The organism is Acinetobacter pengchengensis, assembly GCF_982235305.1.
Genome location: NZ_CEVATJ010000001.1, coordinates 2328225 through 2352666, shown reverse-complemented (window position 1 = coordinate 2352666; position 24442 = coordinate 2328225). Strand labels below are relative to the sequence as shown.

The following is a 24442-nucleotide window of genomic DNA, read 5'->3' as shown; positions in this document are numbered from 1 at the left end:
GAGTCTATGGTTGAAATTTGAGTTAACTGTATGGTGTTTAATTTGCCTATATTTATATAGTAAATTTGAGATGTTTTTCTGAATTTTAAATTGTAATATTACGGTGATAATTAATCTAATAAACTTAAAATTTAAAGATGTTTTTGTAGTACTAAACTTGTATTTGAAAATAATTTTAGTAATATAAAATCAAATATTTAAATTGGTTTAATGTGGTTTTAATGAATAAAAATAGTGATTTCTATAAATTTATAAAAATAATTTATGCCAATACTGGGGGTTTGGGTGCTAATAGTGATCAACTTTTACAAATGGATGATGTTATTAATGTCTATCAACTTGTTGATGAAGTTGTTCCATTTTTGGTGGAGAGCTATAAGGGGGATCTCGTTTTTCCTGATGATCGTTTCAATCAAAAAAACATTAATCGATTGATTGATGCTTTGAAGCGCGTAAAGCTTTTTCCGAATCATAGAGTTCAGGATATAAATCAAAACTCCTTTTTTGAATTACGAGCATTTCTTGAGTTTGTACAGAAAACTTATTCCAACCCTAGAATCAAAACGAAATATCGCAATATTGTTTTAGTTGATGAAGATTCAGGATGTTGGAAGCTAGATGAGGAGGATTACGCAGAGCAGTTCTTAAATAAGTATCTAGCCTATCGTTACGAACGTCAGCAGGAAAAGCTATCTTATGTCGAGAAACGAAGCAATGCTCCTCAGGTGTTTAGTGGCTATCAGGATGAGGCACTAAATGAGTTTGAATTGGATGTGAAACAGGATATATCTTCGTTGTTGCAACAGGCAGGGATGCTATATGTTGTTGCAGCTAAAATCACATTCATGAATCAGAGTGGAGAGACTACAAATTTTGATAAAATAATCAGGCAAAGACTTAAAGTATTACATTGCCTTAAAGCTAATAAAAATATCATTCGTATACTGTATAAGCCATTTCGAGAGACTGCAGAGATTCTGGAATACTATGCAGTATTTGTTGTTCAGTCAGCATTGCACCTAGATGAAAAAAAATTTATTCAACAAATCGAAAATGATTTATCTACTTCCCTGTCTAAAAATCAAGATGTAGCAGTACGAACGATTGTGCAAAACTTGAATGATACATTCAGGCAAAGTCTTTTCCCTTCTTTTAAGTTAAAGCATTTTTTGCTTATTGATGATGTGGATGAGAGTTGGGCATTTTTTCAAAAATGGTTTCTTGGATTTTTGTTTCAGTTGGAACGACTAGGGGGGCAGAATAGATCTAAACAGTCTCAATATGACTATATCCATGAGGTGATGTTGGCTGGAGTTCGTAAAGTTGGGATAAATTCGGCCAATGAGAGAATAGAACTTAAATTCACATATCTTCGAGCCAATGATGCCCAGCAAGATATTCAGCATCTTTTATTTTTTGGCTCAGGAAAACGTGCAAAATATATTTGGGATATTGCTCATTTGTCAGAGCATGCAAGGGAATATATCCAGCGGATTTCAATCATCTACCGAGAAAATTTTATAGCTTGGGACATGCAACAGTATGTTTCACTAGCTATTGAAATTGAAACTTTTCTAATGACATTGAAGGAATCGGCTTACGATGCCTTTTATCCTAGTACAGATACCGTTCGTGATAGGTTAACAAAACGATCTGAAAATATAGAGAGCCTTATTACTCGACAACTTTTACAATTTTCTTGCATTCTTAAGAATCACGATAAATTAGGGAGGTTGCAAAGAAAGCTTGAAGGTAAAACGGTTTCTAGAACACTAAAGTACTTTTTTTTGATTTATAAAAACCAAACCTGTGATGAGTATTTTTCTTCCATGTTAGATACTTTTTTAGGTGTGGAAATCAAAGAAAAAAGGATGAAAGAACAGATTGATAGCATTATTGCTGAATACCGATTCACTCAACCTTTATTTTTTAAACCAGAATCTCGACGAAAACAGATAAACAAAAGTGGTGAAATAATTCCACCTGAAATGGGTGCACAGCAAGTTGATGGACCCACTTTAGAAGCGAGTGATCTGATAGAAGAGGTTGGCTCTCAAGATGATACAAGATTAGATGTCGAATCTACTGATGTTGAACAACCAGATCAAAGCTTAATAAGTATTGATCAGCCTGTAGAATCTGCTTCAATGCTTATACAGGCTGAAGATGAGCGTTATAAACTTTTTCATGTTCAGCGACACCTGAGTCGAGTAGGTAAAGTTGAAGCGATGCTAAAATCTGCGATGAAGACAGATGTGGTGATTGTGCGCTGTTTATTTGGTTGTAAACCTTCATTTCGATTAACTTATAATGATTTTTCCGAAATATTTTCTGGTATGTTGCAGGACAATAAAAAAAGAAAACCCATATCTGAAATTACAGCCTATCTTGGCTACTGGGAAGGAGAAGAAAGAAATTCTCAAGATCAAATAACAAGTTATGCTGCTAATGTGGTTTTTATGTTTAAGGCACAAACACTGGTAGACCATCCTGATCTATTTTCTGAATTGGAAAGACTATGGCAATTTGCATGCCGAAAAATTGAAAGTGATTGCGATTCTGGGATGAGAGTTAATGGTTATGTGAAAAAATTACAGATAGCCCATGTATTGGAAGAACTCCAATACGCCCAAGTTGTAGTTGAAACTACTCAAAAACAACTATCTAAGAAGATCGCTGAGTATCTGGCAAGTTATGTGGTTTATCAAGATCTGTTAGATGATAATATTTATCAAGAGCTTCCAAAATGGCTGATCAAAAAAAATGGAAGTGCAAGAAAAACTAAAGTCTCGAAACGAGTTCGCAATTAGAATACTTAACTTACGCTTCAATTTGCTCTTTAAAAACAGGGGATTTCGTAAGATTTTCCCTGTTTGCTATAGAAGTAGAGATTTTTATTTCAGGCCTGTACTTTCTTGCTTAGTCAGTCTGAGAGTAGCTGGGATATATATTTAATATTATTAAATATTTAAACAACTTAATAACCTTCATCATCCCCAAATGATGAAGGTGTTTTATTGAGAGAAAAATAACCCGCTTACCTCAAAGTTAAAAAATACAGATGTGTCACTCCTATGGAATTAATCACCATAGGACGACAACGATGAATGAAGCACAAACCTTACTCGCAATTGAAAACCTGATGAAGAAAGTGATGAGAAAAACTTATCACTGGCAAGATCTTGATTCCGAGATGGATCACTACAGACAATATACAGACCCATTTTTTAGATCAAATAGGGAATACAGCCCTTTGGTTCATGCTTACTTTGATATGCAAGCCAAGCGCAAAGTCATGATCGGTGATGAAATGTTTTGTCATCGTCCTGTATTTCAAAAGTTCCAGTCTGACCTACGAACTCGCCACGAACAATTCGTTGATGAATTCTGTGACAACAATCAGCGGAATCGAAAAAGTGTGTTTAAGTACTTTGATGGGTTGATTGAAAGGCATTGCAAATTATTGCTTGTACGGGTGGATTTATCTTATCGCACTGGACATGACCCAAGTATTGAACGCTTTACTCAAGATATCAAAAGACTGATTAAGCGGGTGCAAGATAAGGATACGATTTTTAAAGATCAGGTTGGGTATGTCTATCGACTGGAGCAAGGAGGGGAAAGCAGCGGTTATCACTGTCATCTCTTGGTGATCTATAACGGATCTTTGCGATGGAGTGCTAATTATCTGGCAATTCAGATAGGTGAGCTGTGGTTGAAAAAAATTACGGGTGGTGATGGTAAATTTTTCAACTGTCATCAATCTGATTACAAGCAGTACCACCAGCAGAAAGATCAGTGGGGGCTTGAATTACTTGAAAGGTCTGATTTGGATAAAAGGCGCAAGGCACAGAAGATGCTTGCTTACTTAGCTGATCCTGAAAAGGATGATCAATATATTCGAGGGCCATTGTTAGGGATGAGGCAGTTTAGAAAGGGGCAGTTAAAAAAAGAGCAGCGCAAGCGTAAGAGCCGTCGATCCCAAAAAATTACAGATATACATCATTTACATGAACTATGAATGTTTATTCCTACATTCAAAGGCTTATCAGACGGTAAGCCTTTTTTCATTATTGAGGTATATCTTATGAATATTACATGTCCGTATTGCCATTCCGAAAATGTCAGCCGTGTGATTGATCAGCAGTCACAGAACCAAGGCAGCCTATCATCAATGACCTGTGCAGGGATTGGAGCAAGCATTTCCAAAAGCTTGCCCTTACCAATCTCTCCATGGATGGGCGGGATTGCGGGGGTAGTGGTCGGAGGATTGCTAGATAGCTTCATGCAACCATCCCGTCCAGTAAGTCCACCAATGCGTTACTTTCATTGTCATTCTTGCCAGCGCAATTTTGATTAAACCTATTTGGGAGAAAGAATATGGCACATCAAATTGAACAAATGGCTTATGTCGGACAAACACCTTGGCATGGGCTTGGCAATCAGCTGAGCCAGAACCAGCCGATTGAAGTCTGGGCAAAGCAGGCAGGCATGGATTGGCGCATTGAATCGTCTGATGTTAGCTACATGGCACAGAATGAGCGTGGGCAAAGCATTATCATGCCTTTTGAAGAACAACGGGTCTTATATCGTTCTGATACACATGCACCGCTGTCTGTCGTCAGCCAACGCTATCAGGAAGTTCAGCCGATGGAAATTCTGGAGTTCTATCGGGATCTCACCGAACAATCGGGCTTTGAATTAGAAACTGCTGGTGTATTAAAGGGCGGTAAGAAGTTCTGGGCTTTGGCAAGAACAGGACAGAGCACTGCTTTGAAGGGTAAGGATGTCAGCAATGGCTATATCCTTCTCGCGACTGCATGTGATGGTACATTAGCGACAACTGCACAATTTACCAATATCCGTGTGGTGTGTAATAACACATTGGCGATTGCATTAAGAGATCAGCGCAACAGCGCAGGCGTGGTTAAAGTCCCACATAGTACCCGTTTCGATTCAGACAAGGTCAAACAGCAACTTGGTATTTCAGTGCGTACATGGGATGAACACATGTATGAAATGAAACAGCTGACTCAGCGCAAAGTGACGCAGACTGAAGCAGCAGCATACTTTGATGCTGTGTTTAATAACACTAGCCTAAGCAATATTGAGCAGGAGGATAACATTATCCAGTTTTATCGAAATGTTGCTTCACAGGCGAAACAGACTGCCAACAAAACTGAACCCAATGGACGTGCCATGACCAAGGTGATGGAAATGTTCAATGGGCAGGGACGTGGTGCAGAACTTTCTTCAGCCAAAGACACGGCTTATGGCTTGCTTTGCTCTATTACCGAGTTTGTTGATCATGAGCGTCGTGCGATGAGTACGGATCATCGACTGGATTCTGCATGGTTCGGTGCAGGTGCAGCATTGAAGCAGCGAGGGCTTGAGCAAGCCTTGCGATTGGCTGCTTAAGTTTCAGTTAAGTTAGAACGACTACTATGGTGCTTAAGGATTAGTTTCATGATCCTTTCCTCCATAGAAGCCCCCCTTTAGCCACATCCCCAGATGTGGCTTTTTTTATGCGCAAAATTTTACAGAGTCACCCATTAATAAGGAAATGACCATGAATCAAATGACCCCTATCGCATCAATCCCTCCAAGTTATTTACCTGCAATCCCTGCAATCGCAGATCAATCCACCGCGACTGCAAAACGTCATATAGCAGCCAAACGTCTGATGAATACCAAGAATCTGGATTATCAGGAGTGGTTGGAAGTGCGTAAGAAAGGTATCGGCAGCAGTGATGCCGCAGCCGCCTGTGGCTTGAATCCCTATATGTCCATGCTAGAGCTTTGGATGATAAAAACAGGACGAAGTAAACAAACCATTGAAGATGAGAGTTCTGGTCGTGCGCCTTTGTACTGGGGTAAGCAGCTAGAACCGTTAGTGGCGGAATACTACAGTCTGCATACCAACAACAAGGTGCGTCGAGTTAATGCAGTGCTGCAACACCCTGATCCTGATAAAGCCTTCATGTTAGCTAACTTGGATTATGCCGTGGTCGGCAGTGATGAAGTACAAATACTGGAATGTAAAACCGCAGGCGAATATGGCGTAAAGCTATGGCGGGATGCCGTACCGCTGTATGTGCTGTGTCAGGTGCAACATCAACTTGCAGTGACGGGTAAGCAGGCGGCACATATTTGTGTACTTTTGTGTGGGCAGGAAACCAAGATTTTTAAAGTAACTCGTAATGACGATCTGATTGAACACATCATTCAGTCAGAACGGCATTTCTGGGCATGTGTAGAAAATGATATTCCACCTTCGGCAGATGCCAGTGAATCGGCTGCCAAAGCCATTCAACAGTTATATCCGACCCATGAACCTTTGACTGTAGAGGACTTATCCCAAAGTGAGTCCGCCAATTTGCTCTTTGATAAATTGCTACAAACCAAGCAGCAGCTTGAAGAAGGGCAGCAGCGTTTTGATCAGCTGAAGCATCAAATTCAAATGCTAATGAAAACTGCAGAACGAGCCACCTTTCAAGGTGGTTCAGTGGTTTGGAAGAAAGCCAAGGATACGATCAGTCTTGATATTAAAGCATTACTGCAACATCAGCCTGAGCTGATTGAGCAGTATCCACTGCATAAACAGGGTAGTCGTCGTTTCAACATTTATAGCGATGGCATCTAAATCCAGTTTCCTAAAACACTGAAGCGCAAAAGCCGCTCCCCGCTCTCCATTCGCTAGGAATAGAGAGCAATATGGTCGCGGCCTTTGTTGCTGACAACGTTATTCATTCATTTTTTACTTTATTCAATTATTCAAAAACATGCTTCTTACATATCACGTTTGGACTGCCAGCAATGATCTATTTTAATGGATTGGATTTGTTGAGTGGGTGAAACACGTCTCTTACATAGTAGGGGAAAGTCTGTAAGAAAATACATTGATAGGATTTTTATCATGATTAAAGGTTTAGCAATTACGCCACCAATTTTAGGACGAATCAGCATAGGTCATGTGGTGGAAAAGAATGGCAAGCGTCTGCCAGAGAAAGATGACCAGTTTACGATTACCAGTCAGATCCAAAGCAAAGAAGGCTGGATTAAACATCCCCTAGATGAACAGCTACGTGCAAACGCAACGAATGGCAAGTTGAGATCCATTCCCGTGCGGATGATCTTTAATGATCCCGAACTCAATCTTCGAGCTGAATACAGTTTATTTGACCGACAGACGAGCAGACCTGTTTGTGTGGGTAATGGTGAAACATGCCAGCGCATCACTCATCAAGGGGTTGAACAACATCATTGTCCATCGCCAGACTTGTGTGCTTTGGCACAAGGCGGCAACTGTAAACCTTATGGTCGTTTACATGTGAATCTGGATGACTCGGATGAGCTGGGTACATTTATTTTTAGAACCACAGGCTTTAATAGTATCCGAACATTAGCAGCACGTTTGAGTTACTACCATGCAGCATCGGGTGGCTTATTGTCGTGCTTGCCATTGCAGCTCACGCTACGGGGTAAAAGCACTACACAAAGTTATCGTCAGCCTGTGTACTACGTGGATTTAACTTTGAGGGAAGGTGTGGATTTGCAAGCAGCGATACAGACGGCCAAGGAGATTGATCAACTGGGTAAGCAGGCAGGATTTTATCAGGAGGCATTGGATCACGTCGCAAGACAGGGCTTTGCCAATGCCCGATTTGAAATCGATATGGAGGAGGTGGGTGTGGTGGATGAGTTCTATCAATGTGAAGACCAACAGCAGTCATCAGTTGAGAATGAAGCTTTTAATATCCAACAGGGTTTAAAGGGTTCAGTGACTGCATTGAATTAAATCTGACAGGGTAAAACCCTACAGGATTGCCGTATCTCATGAGCAAGTTGCTCGAAATCATGAGATAGGAGTAAACATTATGAATACTTTTGTTGGTGTTGCAAGTTCTACCATCTATGAGATGATGGATGAGAACTCACCATACTACCATCCAACTTTTCCAAAGAAAGTTAAAATCACCCAAAATCGAATCGGTTGGTCAGCTTATGAAATTCATCAATGGATTGAAAATAAGCTTGTGAGTCGTGAATAAAATGGGAGCTTCGGCTCCCTTATTTTTTATTTTCTTGTAGACTGAGCTTAACTTTGGCCTAAGTGTTATGAATGAAAACAATAGACTACTATAATAATCATGCAGAATAATTTACCCATTCGACCCTTCATGTTGATATGGAAAGCCTGTATCAGCCATTTTTAGCACTACATGATTGGTTACCTGATTTAGATGAATTCATGTTTGCACCGAGTTGCAGACTTCCTAATTGATTTGCAGCAATACAAATGTTTCTATTGCGGCTATGTTCTTGAAATAAGATTATTTTGAGTTAAACTCATGTTGAAAAAAATACTTGAATTCAATGTATTCTTAATGCTTTTTCTTGAGCTTTGTGTCAATAGTCTTTTGTGGTTTTTAACTTATTTTTTTAAAGTTTGAATATGATTGAATGTTTTGATGAATATAATACAGCGATTAAAGATATAGCTGGAATTAAAGATTACACTTTAATTTTTAATATCATTAATGCTTATTTCAATGAGCCTAGTTCAATAGGTTCTAGGGTGAGAGAAGGAAATGAGTTTGACATCAGAACATTAAAAACACGAACAAAAGTAAATTGGGCAATCAATAAGGCGATATTACAGTTTGTAAGTGAAGAACATCGAGATTTAATTAGCAAAGTATTTCAGGAAAAAATACCGCTTCAAGATAAAAAGTTTGCATTTTTTTGGCACTTTTGTCTGACTAATAGATTGTTTAGAGAAGTAACTATTAAAGTTTTCACAAAAGTTTATTATTCTGGTCGGGCACAGATATCTAAAGAAGATATTATCGGCTATATCAAAGATATATCTGATAATGATCATACGTTAGGCTTGGGTTGGTCAGAAGAAACTATTTATCGTTTAGCAACCAAATATCTGAGTTTGATGACCAAGTTTGATTTTGTATCAGATGGACGCATTAAGTCATTTAATTATATTCGCCCATCTTCTGAGGCGCTAATTATTTTTCTTTACTTTGCTCATTTGTATTCTCCAAATATGAAAAATATTTTGGAAAATGAGTTGTTGCCTGCAACTTTTTTAGCAGGAGAAAGTATTCAAGTTAAGCTTAAAAAGCTGTCAATCAAAGGGTTTTTTAATATGAACTTTAATGGTCTGGCACTTAACATTGAATTAAAATATAGCCATAAGGAAATTTGTGATGCCTTATATAGCTGATCATAAACAAAAGTTTTCTGATCTTAACTTTAACATTGAGAATCAAGATCAGCTTCGTAGGCAAGCGAATGGAGGGAACAGCATTTTGTTTTCTTACCCGCCAAGTGAAGAGCATCTTTATATCGCTAAAGCTCGTGAATTATACGTTGATAATGCTGAGTTTATTGATGTTAGTAAACTCTTTGTTGACTTCATTGATGAATATAGTTGGGAGTCTTTTTCGGACTATTATAATGATTTTAAAAGCACGCCTCATATTGTTTTTAGATCTGAAGATCCATCTATAGATCTCTTCGATTTAATCATTTTAGCGATTCAGCAAGCCTGTGAAAATGACAAAATTCCGTTTCTAATTCGTAGTGGTTGCCTATACGGAACAGGTATTGAAAATGTGAATATTATGGAACACAAAGAAGTGATGAGACTCAGGCACCCGCTCGTAATATTTTATCCATCAAAAATTTCCGAAGACAATATCTATTTTTTAAACTTCAAACCAGCTTCAAAGTACCGTTGCACGTTAGTGAAATAAGGGTGAACTACATGACTACTATTAATCAAATACTAACGTTAGATCTGAAAGAAGATATAAAGAATGTTATTGATCTAGAAGATCGCTCTGAGACAGAAATTCAGCAAGAAATTGAATCTTATATTGTTACTGAGGGTATAGGTCGACATTTATATGATTTTACTAATCAATTTACTTCAAATATAAAAGAAACAGGTGTTTGGCTGTCTGGATTTTATGGTTCAGGTAAATCCTATTTTGGGAAAATTCTTGGCTATCTTATTGATAATCCTGTAATTAATGGTACTTCTGCTAGAGATCGTTTTATTCCGCGGTTGAAAGGAGTAAGTGATGCAGGACTTATTGAAAATGCTATTCGAAATTTAGATTCCATTAATAGTCGTGTTGTATTCCTAGATGTTGCTAAGCAGAACACAGATAAAGGTTTAGCTTTTACTTTATTTAGTAATTTTCTTGGGAACCTAGGATTACGTAAGGATCTGTATGGTTATATGGAATATGATTTGCTAGTTGATGGCAAATATGAGGAGTTTAAAGCGATTGCTAAAAATCTTGAATCTAAAGATTGGGATGAGCTAAAAAAAAGTAATCATCTTGTAGCTAAAGTGATGCGAAAAGTATTTGCTGAAATGGGCTATAGCGATTCAGATTACGAAGATACTAAAAATGTATATAGTGCAGCTATTGGCGACTTTTCAGCTAGCAAGTTTAAAGCTGAGCTAGAAAAGTACTTTAAATATAAGCCAGATGAAACGCTTGTTTTTGTATTTGATGAAGCCAGTGAAGCCATTAGTCAAAAGAAATTTAACTTATTAGATCTTGAAGGTATCAGTGAATCACTCTCAAGTATTAGTAATAAGGTTTGGACTATTGCAATTGCACAAGAAAAGCTTGATGACGTTATTAACAATGCTAACGTAAACCGAAGTCAATTAACAAAAGTTACCGACCGTTTCAAAACTAAAATACATCTAGAATCAACAGAAGTTGACGTAATTATTAGAAGTAGACTTCTTCAAAAAACAGAAAGTGCAAAACAAGACCTTATTGAATATTATAAGAAAAATGAAGGGCTTATTAGTGATGCTACAAATTTAAAATCACTTTTTCCTACTAAAACTGATTCTGCTGAAGATTTTGCAAATTACTATCCTTTTCATAAGTATCAATTCGATATTTTACAAAAATTTTTATTTAGCTCTAATGCATTGGTCGCTACTCAAGTGGCTGCTCGTGGCATGATTATTACAACTTTTGATGTTTTGCGTAAGCAAATGCGTGATAAAAAGTTGTATGACTTTACCCCTGGATATGCGATCTGTAGTGAAGCTCAGACAGCACCTCCTATTAGTTTAGTCAATAAATATGATACTGCCCGCAAAATCCTAAAAGAGTATGGTAGTCAGATTGAGGGGGGAAAGCTGCTCAAAACCATGCATCTCTTAGCAGAATCAGAAGTTGTTTCTCCTACAGTTGAAAATATCACGAAAAGTTATATCTCTGATATCACAAGTTATTACACTATAAAACCTAGCATCGAAGAGGCTTTAAAGCTGCTTCTGGATGCAAAAGTTCTGCTCCTCTCAAACAACAATTACAAAATCACCTCAGATCTGGAAGGCAAAATGCTTGAAGAAATGAAGGAATTAGATGTTGAGTTGTTTAGTAAAAAGCGCGAGTTGATTAAATATATAAAAGACAATAAAACTTTCAACTCGATTGCAACATATACAGATAGCAGTGATGCCTTTAAGTTTAGTATTTTATCTGATCAAGACGATGAACTCGCCGTATCAGGTAGTAAACACCTGAAAATTACCGTTTATAGTCTTTTTAATATCAGTGATGATCGTCAAGATTTTATCGAGCAGTTAAAATTAGATACCCAATATCAAAAAGATGTGATTACTATAGTTCCAGACACTTCTGAATTCGCTGAAATCGATAAATTAATCGGCGAAGTCATGCGTTACACTTTTATGGAAGAGAAATACTCCAACGAAAAGGATGCAGATAAACGTCAGATTATTCGGGATTTCGAAGTTATTCGTGAGGAAAAGCAGCGTACTTTAAGAGGGCTTATTCAGAATGCCTATCATAACTCCTCCTTGATCTATATGTATGATGAGCATTTGCTTAATGTTGATACTTTTAAAGGTACTATTGCTGATAACCAGCGTAAGATGGTTAAAAATATTTATACCAAGCGTCTTACAAGTCAACTTTCGGATAGCTTGGTTCCAAAAATTTTTAGTACACAGAAAGAAAATCTACATAAACTTTTTACGGCAACCGATTTCTCTTTCTTTGATAGTCATGGTAATTTCACTGGAGATCACTTAAAAGTTATTGAAGAAATTCATGCTAAGTTAAAATCTCGTTACATGGATGGTAGGTCGCTAGAAGCAGACTTATCGGGTGCTCCATGGGGATATACTTATGGAACGTTGGTTAGCACACTTGCTGTCTTATTCCGTGCTGGTCGCCTGTCTGTTAAATTTAATGGTGAAATTTACTTCTCATATGAGCAAAAATCTGTTCATGATGCTTTTACCAACACAACCAAATTTAAGTCGGCTTCCTTTAAATCCATTACTGCTACTTTAAGCGCACTACAAAAGAACCAAGCTGTGCAGATATTAATGGAGCTGGAGGTACAAGATCATATTGACCGTAAAGTTGATTGGGGTATCAATGACTTTGATTTAGCCGACAGCATCCGTTTGATGGCAGAACATTTTATTGGTGCGATAACTAACCTAAATGAAACCATTGAGAACTTTGAATCGCTATTCCCAAAAATTGCGAGTCTAAAACAAACCTTACAAGGTTATTCAGGTAAAGTTACCGAAAGTAATTATATTGAGAAGGTTGAATATCTTCTAAATAATAGCGATGAGTTCAAAGATGCTATTCAAAATATATTAAAAGCTCAGAAATTTATCAAAAAGAATTTTCCTAAGGTTAGGGAGTTCAAGCGTTTTATTGATGATGTTCGCAATGAACTGATCAAAGCGGATCGTACTGATATTAATATCCAAGAAGCATATGAAGAATTCGACCGTCTATTTAAACAGGATATGGTCAAAAACTTCGGCCATTTGCAGCAACAAGTACAAGTGGTTAAGGATGCTTACTATAAGTTGGTAAAAACAGCTTCAGCTGGTATGAGTCACGAATATCAGCTGTTAACTGGAAAAATTGATGCAGCACTGCGAGATCTTAAAGCGAATTATCCTATTCGACCAAATACGCAAAATCTGCAAAAACTTGAAGCATTAAAAGCTTACGCTGATAAGCGTGTGGTAGGTGAACCCTTGCTAGAGTTCAGTACTGCTTGTTTGAATAGTGGTTACTCACTGTCTGATATTTTGAATTACACAGTTCAAGCACCATTAAAAGACAACGAAATACTCATTATAGAAAGCAGTCTTATCAAAGAGGAACCTGAGCCGACTCCATCTCCACTCTTGGGATCATCTGGAACAAGTGAGCCAGTTTCTATACCAGTTCCAGCACCTAAAAAACCACGTAGGGTTACTTTTAACGTTCCAAGCCGATTAATGACAGTACAAGATTATAAAGCACTGCTTACTCGTCAACTTACGTCACTTGCTGCAGCTAAGCCAGATGAAGAAATTGAACTTACACTAGATATAGAAAATGAAGGACCGTAAGAAATGAAATTAGCTGACCATGTAGATCATTTGAGAGAGCTGATTGAAGCGGCCTTTGAAAAGCAGTTTGCAAGACTTGGTTTTGGCAAAAATAAAAAAATAAATGCCGAGAAGTTACCAGAAGAAGTAAAGAGCAAGCGAGAGCGTTTTGTTACTATGCTCGAAAACCATATCGGTGAAACTGGTGACTACGAGCAGGCCCGTGAAAAACTACTGGATGAGTTAACTTTTACGTTGTTTAACCGTCTGGCTGCTATTAAAGTTATGGAAGCAGCAAGTCTTTTTCCTCCTATTCTGACTAAACAGATCGAGCATGGAGATCGCTCTTTTGGCCACAAAGCATGGCTGGAAATGAACCCACACATGCGCGATGAGGAGCTTGAAGGCATACGTGATTATTTGAAAACAGCCTTTAATGAGTTGGGTCAAACCTTACCTCTATATAGCAAAACATATCCCTACGCTTTGCTACCAGATGCCATCAGTCTTAACGATATCATCGATGCTTTTAATGCAGTTGAGAAAGATGTTCAAGTCGGTTCAGAAATATGGCTGAGTGATGATGTGCTTGGCTGGATGTACGAAAGTTATAACAATAAGAAAAAGCAGGCTCATAAAGATAGCAAAGCAAAAACGGAATACAACAAGGTCTCTTTGCAATCACAAGTGTATACACCGCGTTGGGTAGTAAAGTTTTTGGTGGAAAATTCACTGGGTAAGATGTATCTGGAGATGTACCCGCAATCCGAGATCAAGCAGCGTTTTAAAATTGCTAACACACCTATAACGCAAATGCGGACACCTAAACCATTACATGAAGTACGCACGATTGACCCAGCTTGTGGTTCTGGAAACTTTTTGCTTTATGCCTTTGATTTTTATTACGAGCTCTATCTGGACCAGATTGAAAATTATGGTGCTGAATATGAAGAAAAGGATATAGCCAAGCTCATTATCGAAAACAACCTGCACGGTATTGATTTAGATGATCGAGCCATTCAGTTGGCACAACTAGGTTTGTTTATTAAAGCTAAGAAAAAACGTCGAAATATTGGTGAGCTGAACTTTAGAGTTGTCTCTTCAGATTTTTATTTGCCTGAATACAGTGAAGTTCGTCATATCTTCGAGCAAGGAAGTGGAATAGAACGTAACCAGCAAGAGCTGATTGAGAAAATTTGGGGTGACTTGCAGTATGCTTATAAGTTTGGCTCTTTAGTACATATTGATGAGCAAATTAACAAACAATTACATGCTATAAAAGAACGAGCTGGAGATGATTTGTTTGCAGCAGCTGATTTATCTGAGCATAAAGACTTTGCTACGAACTTCTTTAAAAACTTAACCATGGCAGTGGAGCAGTATGCTCGTACTAGTACCAACACTTTCTTATCTAGCAAAACTAGGGATGCTATCACATTTCTTGAACTCTTAACTATGAAATATGATGTGGCTATGGCTAATCCACCTTATACCGATAGTGCGGATTTTGGTCCGGAATTGAAAGAATTTATTGAAGATAATTATAAAAAATCTTATAAATTTAATATTAACTTATATGCTGCATTTATCAAGCGTTGTTATGATTTCACATGTGATGCTGGTTTTATTGCAATGCTCCATCCACTTACGTTTATGTATATTAAGACGTTTGAAGATGTTCGAGAATTTATCTTAACCAAAACAAATGTTAATTTGTTGGTTGAACTGGGGTTGGGGGGGGTCTTTGCTAACTCTGATGTTCAAGTTGATGCGGCTATGTATATTTTACAAAAAGTTGATACAGAAGCCTACGGCACTTACTTTGATCTAAAAAAATATAAAAACCATACTAATAAACCAACTATATTCAGAAAAATTTATGAAAACTATGTGTCTGGTTTAATAGATGAACATGTTTTTACAATACCGCAAAAAAAGCTCAAAATAATCAAATCTTGGCCTTTTATTTATTGGATTTCTGATGAATTTCGAGAGAAGTTTGGTCTAAGTTGTCTTGAAGATATTGCAAATGCAACAGTTGGTATAAATTCTGGAGGGAATGAAAGATTTTTAAGATTTTGGTGGGAAGTCAAAAAGAATGATCTTTCCGAGTGTTATAGTCAAGACAGATTAAAATGGGTTGGCTACGCTAAAGGGGGAGCATTTAATAAATGGTATGGAAATAATTGGCTGAAATTGAATTGGTCCAATAATGGCGCTGAAGTTAGCAATTCCCCAAAATCTATTATGCGAAATAGCAGCTTTTACTTTAAAGAGGGAATTACATACTCTGCATCTGGATCAAAAGGAGTATCCTTCCGATACCTCGGTGATAATAATGTATTTGATGTTGGCGGCTCATCGATTTTTATTAAAGATAATGCCAATATTCATTTAGATTATCTCTTAGGGTTTTTAAATAGCAAATTGTGTTTCTATATCACTGATTGCCTAAATCCAACAGTAAATACTCAAGTTGGCGATCTTAAGAGAATTCCTATAGTTAACTGTGTAGAGAGTGAACAGAAAAAGGTAAGTTATCTTGTTCAAAAGAATATAAATATAAAAAAGAAATTAAACAGTTATTCCTTATATGAGTTGGAGTTTAATAATAATCCATTACTTCAGTTTAAGGATTTTAGGTCTCGCAATTTTTTCAATTATGAAAATCATCTCTTAACTCAAGTCTTAATCAATGAGGCTATTATTAATGAAAAAATCTTTGAAGTTTATGACTTAACTGAACATGATAAAGCTATGGTATTGGCTAAAGAAGGTGAATGCATTGGTAGCTTGCCTGTTTCACTTGAAGCCAGGGATGCTTATTTAGCTGAAGTTGAAGCAACCAAAGAGTTTTCATTAAATGCTATCCATGAGTATATTGAGTCAATTTTAACTAAAGAATTTACTACGGATGAGCGTGAAAAAATTGAGAGTGGTTTCTCTGTATTATATCAGGGTAACAATACTTTTGAGGAATTCTGTATCCGTCATGAAGTTAATCCGATTAATGTTTGGTACTGGTTTAAACAAAGTAATGTGATTCCAACGCAACGTATGCAAACGTTAGCAATGGAATTTTTGACAGACATGATTCGTGAAATTCTTATGCAAGATGAGGACGGTATTATTCCATTGGTGCCTAACGCAGGTGAAAAGGTATTACTCGACCGCATTGAAGAAAAGTTTATCGAAAAGGGATTCAGCACTGCTCAGTACTCTAGTTTTGACTCAGTTCTTGGTCGACCAATTTATGAATATTTAAACAAATATTTCTTTGCTGAGTTGTCTGATCACTTAAAACTGTTTAAGCAATTACCAGCAACACCATTCATTTGGCATATCAGCAGTGGTCCAGAACAAGGTTTTGATTGCTATATCATTATCTACAAGTGGAGTCGTGATAACTTAATGCGGCTACGTTCGGTTTATATTGAAAACCGTGAGCGTGCTTTGCAGAACAGACAAAGTGATATTGCTGGTAATGATAGTGCTGATTCCCAGAATGAGAAAGAACGCATCTTTAAACAATTAAAGGAAATCGAATCCTTTAAAAAGAAAATTGATGAGCTTTTGTCTGAAGGCTATAACCCGATTCTTGATGATGGTGTTGGGAAAAATATAGCACCTCTTCAGAAAAAGAAAATGCTGCCTTATGAAGTGCTTAATGATGGTCAGCTGAAAAAATATCTGAATGCAGACTGGTAAGGTGCTGAATAATGATTGATACATGGTTTAAAGAAGATTTAAAAAAAATCCTAGCTCAACATCCAGTTGCAGTATTTATTGATGAAAGTGGAGAAGCAGATTTTTTATTAAAGAGTTTCAAAAGTGATTGTACTATTTACCGTACCAATAGCGATCTGGAAGAGCTTGAAGCAAAATATCGCATTGAAAAACTGATTCAAGAAAATCCAGCTTCTGGTCAGAAGTTTTTAGTTTATACCCAATTAACCAAAGATAATTTGACCTTTATACGAGAGTATTGTGAAACTCACGGTTGTATTGAGATCCGTTATTTACAGAACTATATCAAGGACAAGGTTCATCAAGCCTTAAATTTAAATATCAATTTGCCAAAGGATGAGTTGATTGCTGCGGCAAAGGTTAGTGTGGGAAAAGACCGCACTTACTGGATGGATTTAAGTCATAAAGGTGCCTCTGAAATCTTTGATTTAGGTAAAGAATTATTGCCTTTTTTACATGACCCTCAAGGCTATTCAACAGAAAAGTATGACGCTCAATTACGTGAAACCTTCTATCGCAAAGTCAATGAACTATTAGGTCAGGAATATATTGATAAGCCAGCTACTACCTTGGCTAGTGAGGTTGTAACTACAATATTGAATGGATTAATTACTAATAATTGTAATAAGACCCTTTTTTCAATTTACACCAATTGGTTAGATTCGATAAGTTATCGTGATTCATTTGGACCTTATCTATCTAAATATTCAATAGATTCAGATATTGATATCTGGAAGGTTAACCCTGACCATCCTTTTAAACAAGTGGATAGTTCTTGGTTAAAACAGCTTGGTATTAAACTGGCAAATAAGATGATCAACCAAGGGGAAATTTCGCAACTTATAGCACGATTAAAACAACGCCATCAGAGTAAGCAAGCACAGGCTGTTGGAATAGTTTTTTGGGGAGATATTATAACGCTACTGGAATTTGATCCGAAAGACATGGCGTATTTAAGCAGCTTTGATGAGTGTGTTGAATTCTATAAAAAGCATTTCTGCCCATTAGATACAGCTATACGCAATCTGTATACTGAATTGTTACAACATCGTGATGTACTTGAACCCTTCCAAGAGCTTTATAAAGAATATGTAACTTTATTCTTGGATAAATGGTTCAAATTTTTTGATCATTATCAAGAAGAACAAACTGGAATATTACAGCACATCATCGATGCCAATAATAAAAAAATCGCTGTTATTGTCGGGGATGGAGTAGCATATGAGATAGCTGAACAAATAGCTAAAAAGGTGAATGGTCATATCAAATTAACGCGCCAGTCAATTCTTGCCGACTACCCATCAGAAACAGAAAACAATATGAGCCATATTTACATGGCAAATGGCGTGGTAGAGGCTGTTCAAAGTAAACGTGAAAAATATCTCTCAACGCAAAATATAGAAAAAACAATTGATTATATTCGGTTGGATGAGGTGAATGATGAGCCACTTGTTGGTCAAATTCTTATTTGTACCTATAAAGATATAGATGACATGGGAGATAAGCTTAATCATAAAGCATTGAAGTATTTTCCTGAATCTATTGATTTTTTTGCTCAGAAGATTAATCAGTTGCTTAATATTGGTTACGCCAAAGTATATTTAATAACTGACCATGGTTTCGTATTAACTGGATTATTAAGTGAATCTGACAAAATTGTGGTGAAACCTTTAGGAAATAATTATATCGATGAGCGATTCATTTGGACTAGTGAGAAGCAAGATGGTCTAAGTGTGCAACTTATAGAAGTGAAAAAGAGTTATAAGGATTATAACTATTTGTATTTTGCTCGAAATATGAACCCATTCAAAACCGCAGGTACTTATGGTTTTGCACATGGAGGATTAGCCCCTCAAGAATTAGTGACTCCTTATTTTTGTTGGGAGCTAGAAAATGAGGGAATGGGTGAGTTGTCTATTTCAATCAGCAATAAATCTGATCTGACTAGTGTTGCTGGGGAACTATACCAAATTAAGCTGAAGGGAGATAAAGGTGAAGGTAATCTCTTTACTCAAGATCGCAAAGTACTTCTGCTGTTTTTTGCTAATAAGTGCCAAATCAACAAGAGTGATGTTATATCGATGCACTGCGATAGCGAAGTAATAAAAGAATATACATTTGATGGCTATAAGGAAATTGAAGTACAGTTAGTTGATGCTCTTACTAAGCAACTACTTGATCGAGTAATGATCAAGAAGAATAACGATCGAGATTTGGATGGGTTATTTTAAAAGTATTGTTAATAATTGAGACAATGCTGAAAGACTTCGAGTAAGGAATTGTGATGACTGTATTAAATGAATTAGACCATAAGCTTCTAGAGCATTTTAGAGGTTATGTGGTTAAAAAAGACTTAGTGCGAATGGTGAAAGTTGGCGCCAATGTACCAGTTTTTGTCTTGGAGTATTTAATTGCTAATTCTTGCTCGACTGATGATGAAGAAAAAATTAAAGTGGGTATGGATAATGTCAAAAAGATTCTTAGCGAACATTATGTTAACCCAGAAGAAAGTGCACTGATTCATTCTAAAATTCGAGAAAAAGGTCGTTATAAAGTTATTGACAAAATTTCAGTCGAGTTAGATTCAAAGAAGGATATTTATTGGGCTAAATTACAAAATAGTAATATTACTAATGGAAATATCCGAGATGATTTAGTTAAAGAACATGAAAAAATGTTGATGGGGGGGATTTGGGCCATTATAGATGTGGAATATGATCCAGATATTCGCATTGGGCAAAATATTTTCCCATTTGTGATTACTAACATTAGACCAATACAACTCTCTTCTTTTGACAACAGTAAAATTCTGCATAAACGTAAAGAGTTTACAAAAAGCGAATGGATGGATATTTTACTTAGAAGTTGTGGTTATGAACCGAGCGCTGAAGGTGTAACTGATCGAATAAAAATGTTACTACTTTCCAGACTGCTGCCAATGGTAGAAAGTAATTTTAACTTTATTGAACTAGGTCCACGCTCTACAGGTAAATCATTCGTTTTCAAAGAGCTTACACCGTATGCGGTGCTAATTTCAGGTGGACAGGGGACAGTTGCTAAACTTTTTGTTCATGGTTCATCTGGTAAAGTCGGAGCAGTTGGGCAATGGGATGCGATTTGTTTTGATGAAGCAACAGATAAAATTTTTAAAGATCGTGATGCTGTACCTTTAATGAAGGACTATATGGAGTCAGGATCCTTCTCAAGAGCTGGTTCTGGTGGTGAAATTACAGGTGTCGCATCTATTATTTTTAACGGTAACATTAATCAGCCTGTTGAAGCTGTCTTGCAAACATCGCACTTATTCAGTCCATTATCAAATGAAGTGAACAATGACACTGCATTTCTAGATCGTATTCATTTCTATTTACCGGGTTGGGAAATGATAAAATTTGCTCCAAAGCATTTTACAAATCATTTCGGTTTTAGTACTGATTACTTTTCAGAGACATTAAAGTCTTTCCGTCGGGTAACCTATACGGATGCTATAGAAAGTTTCTTTTCATTAGGATCTCACTTAAAACAGCGTGATACAAAGCCAGTTAAGAAGACTGTTTCTGGCTTCATTAAGTTAATGCATCCAGATGGTGAATATACTAAGGAAGATGTTCGGGAATATTTGGAAATTGCTCTTGAAATGCGTCGTAGGGTAAAAGAGCAGCTTAAGCGTATTGGTGGTATGGAATTCTGGGATACAAACTTTTCTTATATTGATAAAGACACCCAAGAAGAGCACTTTGTTGGCTTGCCTGAAGAGAAAGGTTCACATTTAATTGAGAATACTCCTTTACCACCTGGTGTTTGCTATACCAGCACTAGTGATGGGGAAAATGTTGCACTAGTCAGAGTTGAGACCATTGCGGTATCAGGCTCAGGTAAGCTAAACATTACAGGGGTAAATAACACTACAGTTAAAGAAAATATAAAAAATACCTATCAATATATTAAAGCAAATGAAAAAACTATCTTAAGTGAGCAGCACTCCTTAAAAAATTACGATATTACTATTCAGGTATCTAATTTATTAGGAGCATCGATCTCTTCTGGTATAGGTTCTGCTGTTTATATTGCAATTGTTTCAGCGCTTTACAAGAAAAATCTCAAAGCTGGACTTGCAGTTTTAGGGAATATTTCTGTAGGAGGGGCTATAGAAAGAGCTATTAATTTTGCGGACAAAATTACTATGTTGTCAGAAAATGGGGCTAAGTCTGTTGTAGTACCTATGGATAATTTAAATGAATTAACTAATATTCCTGCAACGGTATTAGGTAATACAGATGTACCATTTTATCAAAATAATCAAATGCTAATGCAAAAGGCCATTTTATTAGATTAATTTGAATAGTAGAAAAATGTTATAGCTATAAGTGTGGCAAGCTTTCACATTTTTAAATGGCTTTGTTGCACAAAGATTTAAAAGACAGCACCTGCTTATCTGAACAGAACTCAAGTGACAACTTGGGTATGAGGTCGGCCTAATTCCGTAAACCGATTCAGAACTGCCACACGTGTGTGGATTTCATTGACTTGACTTTGATAGTTCCTTGCGTTGAGTTTCTCTCCTAATAATTTGATGCCGTCAGTAATAAGATGTAGTTTCTTCAATAACCAAGACTTGAATATAGCAAGCTTAAATCTGCTACAATTGCGCCAATTTTAAGTTATCACTTCACTGGCTTGGTACACATTTGTAGGTGTGTACAAAACTGTGTACATATTGAAGATTTCCCTTATGTTTAAAGATCAATTAGCTAGAGAAGTCGCGGCTCGCAGGACTTTTGCTATTATTTCCCACCCCGATGCTGGTAAAACCACCATGACAGAAAAACTGCTGTTATGGGGACAGGCTATTCAGGTTGCAGGGATGGTAAAAAGCCGTAAGTCTGACCGTGGTGCTACATCTGACTGGATGGAAATGGAAAAAGAGCGTGGAATTTCCATTACCACCTCGGTGATGCAATTCCCATATAAAGACAAAATGATCAACTTGCTTGACACCCCAGGGCATGAAGATTTCTCAGAAGATACTTATCGGACTTTAACTGCGGTGGACTCTGCACTGATGGTGATTGACGGAGCAAAAGGTGTCGAAGACCGTACTATTAAACTGATGGACGTGTGTCGGATGCGCGATACCCCGATCATCTCATTTGTCAACAAAATGGACCGTGAAATCCGTGAGCCGCTCGAACTTCTTGATGAAATTGAAAACGTTCTAAAAATTAAATGTGTGCCGATTACTTGGCCACTCGGTACTGGCCGTGATTTCGCAGGTGTATTTAATTTAATCGAAGAAAAATTCTACGTGTATAAAGCCGGTTTCGGTTCAGTCATTACTGAGATTGAAGTGCGTGATGGCTATAACCATGCAGACTTACGTGAAAAAGTCGGTGAATTGGCATGGGCAGCATTTGAAGAGTCACTTGAATTGGTACAAATGGCGAATGAGCCATTAGATCGAGAAGAATTCTTGGCAGGTCGTCAAACCCCTGTATTATTTGGTACAGCCTTGGGTAACTTCGGTGTAGATCATGTATTGAATGCTTTTAGTGACTATGCGCCGCCCCCAAAAGCACATCCAACTCAAGAACGTATTGTAGAAGCTGATGAAGAAGGCTTTAGTGGTTTTGTATTTAAGATTCAGGCCAATATGGATCCGAAACACCGTGACCGTATTGCATTCATGCGAATTTGTTCGGGTAAGTATGAAAAAGGCATGAAAATGAAACATGTACGCATAGATAAAGATGTGCGTATTAGTGATGCTTTAACCTTCTTGGCAGGTGACCGCCAGCATTTAGAAGAAGCTTGGCCAGGCGATATCATTGGTTTGCATAACCACGGTACTATTCAAATTGGCGATACATTCACTTCGGGTGAGAAGCTACAATTTACAGGTATTCCTCACTTCGCACCTGAAATGTTCCGTCGTGTGCGTTTGAAAGACCCATTGAAGTCAAAACAGCTGCAAAAAGGTCTTAAAGAGCTTTCAGAAGAAGGTGCAACGCAAGTCTTTATGCCACAAAACAGCAATGATTTAATCGTGGGTGCTGTTGGTGTGCTGCAGTTTGAAGTAGTTGCCTATCGCCTGAAAGAAGAATATAAGGTCGATTGTATGTATGAGCCAGTCAGCATCAATACTGTGCGTTGGGTGTCTTGTGCCGATGAGAAAAAATTTAACGAGTTTAAGAAAAAAGCCCACGACCAATTGTCTGTCGATGGTGGTGGACACTTAACTTATCTCGCACCTAGCCGCGTGAATTTACAGTTAATGCAAGAGCGTTATCCTGATATTGAGTTTAGAAATACGCGTGAGCACTAAGTTCAAGCTTTTAAAAATAAAACAGCTTCATCACGAAGCTGTTTTATTATGGCTGGTGATTATTTTTAGATAAATACATTGGGGATGTCATGCTGCAAAAAACAGTCTATCTGGGAGTAATGTTGAGTGGAGCGATCTTACTCAGTGCCTGTGACTCATCTCAACAAAATAAAAATACAGATGAGCAAACCTCTATTTTACAGAAAGATCAGGCTGAAGTTTTACCTTATTTAAATATCAAACCACAGGCGGCAGATATTGCCTTGCCTTTTTGTGAAAATAAAAACTGCATTGAATTAGAAGTACAAACTTTAAATACCCAAGATGCATGGCTCAACAGTTGGATTGCTAAAAATCAGGCTATGGTGATTCAAGATCAAATTGGCTTAAAACAAAACATGAATTTGCAGCAAGCTGTAGATGCCTATGTGAAAAAATCCGATGCTTGGCAGGCGCAATTAGATCAAAATAAAGCTTATGAATTAGCGATGTACACCCGTATGGCATATCAACGCAATCAATATGTCTTGTTGCAAGTCGGGGTAGATAGCAAACAGGAAGGCACACAGGTCAAAGAACGCTATTATTTCTTTGTCGCAGATCGGAAGCAGCAAAAAGCCTTGTCTGTTTTAGACGTGATTGATGCCAAACAACAAACCCGTATGAATACTTTTGTACAGCAGGCCTATCAGGATTGGCTCAAAACACAAAGCAGTGACGTGCAAAAATCAGCACCTCCCAAACTGTATTGGGGGCAGGCAGATTGGTTTTTTGATGATCAGGGTTTAGGATTGCATTATCGCACCCATGAAATTGTCAAAGATGGCACGCAGTTAGACATTTACCTAAGCAAAGCACAAACACAACAAGTTTTAAAAGCAGAGATCTACCCATCTATGTTTTAGTAGATGAGTTTGATGATAAGCAAAAATTGATGAAATCAA

General features: G+C 37.2%; 15 protein-coding genes and 2 pseudogenes. 16 read left to right on the top strand and 1 reads right to left on the bottom strand.

What is annotated here, in order from left to right:
• Window positions 1-221: 221 nt before the first annotated feature.
• The 14 genes and pseudogenes from AC0T5Z_RS11330 to brxL all read left to right on the top strand — a co-directional run bounded on the left by AC0T5Z_RS11330 (window position 222) and on the right by brxL (window position 21512).
• Entirely contained in the window at window positions 222-2810 is a 2589-nt protein-coding gene (locus AC0T5Z_RS11330; protein ID WP_435336884.1) for a hypothetical protein, read from the top strand.
• Window positions 2811-3103: 293 nt separating this feature from the next.
• Window positions 3104-4021, top strand: a complete 918-nt coding sequence (locus AC0T5Z_RS11325) for a YagK/YfjJ domain-containing protein (protein WP_435336883.1) — start codon at window positions 3104-3106, stop codon at window positions 4019-4021.
• 66 nt (window positions 4022-4087) lie between these two features.
• On the top strand, window positions 4088-4360 hold the full coding sequence (locus AC0T5Z_RS11320; RefSeq protein ID WP_435336882.1) for a hypothetical protein: 273 nt from the start codon (window positions 4088-4090) through the stop codon (window positions 4358-4360).
• A gap of 20 nt (window positions 4361-4380) precedes the next feature.
• Complete coding sequence (locus AC0T5Z_RS11315; RefSeq protein ID WP_435336881.1) at window positions 4381-5418, top strand: DUF932 domain-containing protein; 1038 nt, start codon at window positions 4381-4383, stop codon at window positions 5416-5418.
• A 151-nt stretch (window positions 5419-5569) separates the two neighbouring features.
• Window positions 5570-6643 (top strand): YqaJ viral recombinase family nuclease, encoded by a 1074-nt coding sequence (locus AC0T5Z_RS11310; RefSeq protein ID WP_435336880.1) that lies wholly within the window; start codon window positions 5570-5572, stop codon window positions 6641-6643.
• Window positions 6644-6916: 273 nt separating this feature from the next.
• On the top strand, window positions 6917-7798 hold the full coding sequence (locus tag AC0T5Z_RS11305) for a recombination directionality factor (protein ID WP_435336879.1): 882 nt from the start codon (window positions 6917-6919) through the stop codon (window positions 7796-7798).
• A gap of 79 nt (window positions 7799-7877) precedes the next feature.
• The gene (locus AC0T5Z_RS11300; protein WP_435336878.1) at window positions 7878-8051 is read left to right on the top strand and encodes a helix-turn-helix transcriptional regulator; all 174 of its coding nucleotides are present in this window, start codon (window positions 7878-7880) and stop codon (window positions 8049-8051) included.
• Between the two features lie 131 nt (window positions 8052-8182).
• Window positions 8183-8327, top strand: a pseudogene (locus AC0T5Z_RS11295) (HNH endonuclease); the annotation flags it as partial.
• A 128-nt stretch (window positions 8328-8455) separates the two neighbouring features.
• Window positions 8456-9241, top strand: coding sequence for a BrxA family protein (locus tag AC0T5Z_RS11290; protein ID WP_435336877.1), 786 nt, complete (start codon window positions 8456-8458; stop codon window positions 9239-9241).
• The gene (locus AC0T5Z_RS11285; RefSeq protein ID WP_435336876.1) at window positions 9225-9773 is read left to right on the top strand and encodes a hypothetical protein; all 549 of its coding nucleotides are present in this window, start codon (window positions 9225-9227) and stop codon (window positions 9771-9773) included. Before AC0T5Z_RS11290 ends, AC0T5Z_RS11285 begins: the two co-directional genes overlap by 17 nt.
• Before the next feature lie 11 nt (window positions 9774-9784).
• On the top strand, window positions 9785-13450 hold the full coding sequence (gene brxC / locus AC0T5Z_RS11280) for a BREX system P-loop protein BrxC (protein WP_435336875.1): 3666 nt from the start codon (window positions 9785-9787) through the stop codon (window positions 13448-13450).
• Window positions 13451-13453: 3 nt separating this feature from the next.
• Complete coding sequence (gene pglX, locus AC0T5Z_RS11275; RefSeq protein WP_435336874.1) at window positions 13454-17137, top strand: BREX-1 system adenine-specific DNA-methyltransferase PglX; 3684 nt, start codon at window positions 13454-13456, stop codon at window positions 17135-17137.
• A gap of 11 nt (window positions 17138-17148) precedes the next feature.
• Entirely contained in the window at window positions 17149-19407 is a 2259-nt protein-coding gene (locus AC0T5Z_RS11270; protein ID WP_435336873.1) for a PglZ domain-containing protein, read from the top strand.
• A gap of 53 nt (window positions 19408-19460) precedes the next feature.
• On the top strand, window positions 19461-21512 hold the full coding sequence (brxL, locus tag AC0T5Z_RS11265; protein WP_435336872.1) for a protease Lon-related BREX system protein BrxL: 2052 nt from the start codon (window positions 19461-19463) through the stop codon (window positions 21510-21512).
• Between the two features lie 110 nt (window positions 21513-21622).
• Here brxL and AC0T5Z_RS11260 read toward each other — a convergent pair.
• Window positions 21623-21751 (bottom strand): annotated as a pseudogene (locus AC0T5Z_RS11260) (IS5/IS1182 family transposase); the annotation flags it as partial.
• Window positions 21752-21908: 157 nt separating this feature from the next.
• Between AC0T5Z_RS11260 and AC0T5Z_RS11255 the strand changes: the two are divergent.
• Both AC0T5Z_RS11255 and AC0T5Z_RS11250 read left to right on the top strand, forming a co-directional pair.
• Window positions 21909-23498, top strand: a complete 1590-nt coding sequence (locus tag AC0T5Z_RS11255; protein ID WP_435336871.1) for a peptide chain release factor 3 — start codon at window positions 21909-21911, stop codon at window positions 23496-23498.
• Window positions 23499-23587: 89 nt separating this feature from the next.
• Window positions 23588-24403 (top strand): hypothetical protein, encoded by an 816-nt coding sequence (locus tag AC0T5Z_RS11250; RefSeq protein ID WP_435336870.1) that lies wholly within the window; start codon window positions 23588-23590, stop codon window positions 24401-24403.
• Window positions 24404-24442 lie beyond the last annotated feature (39 nt).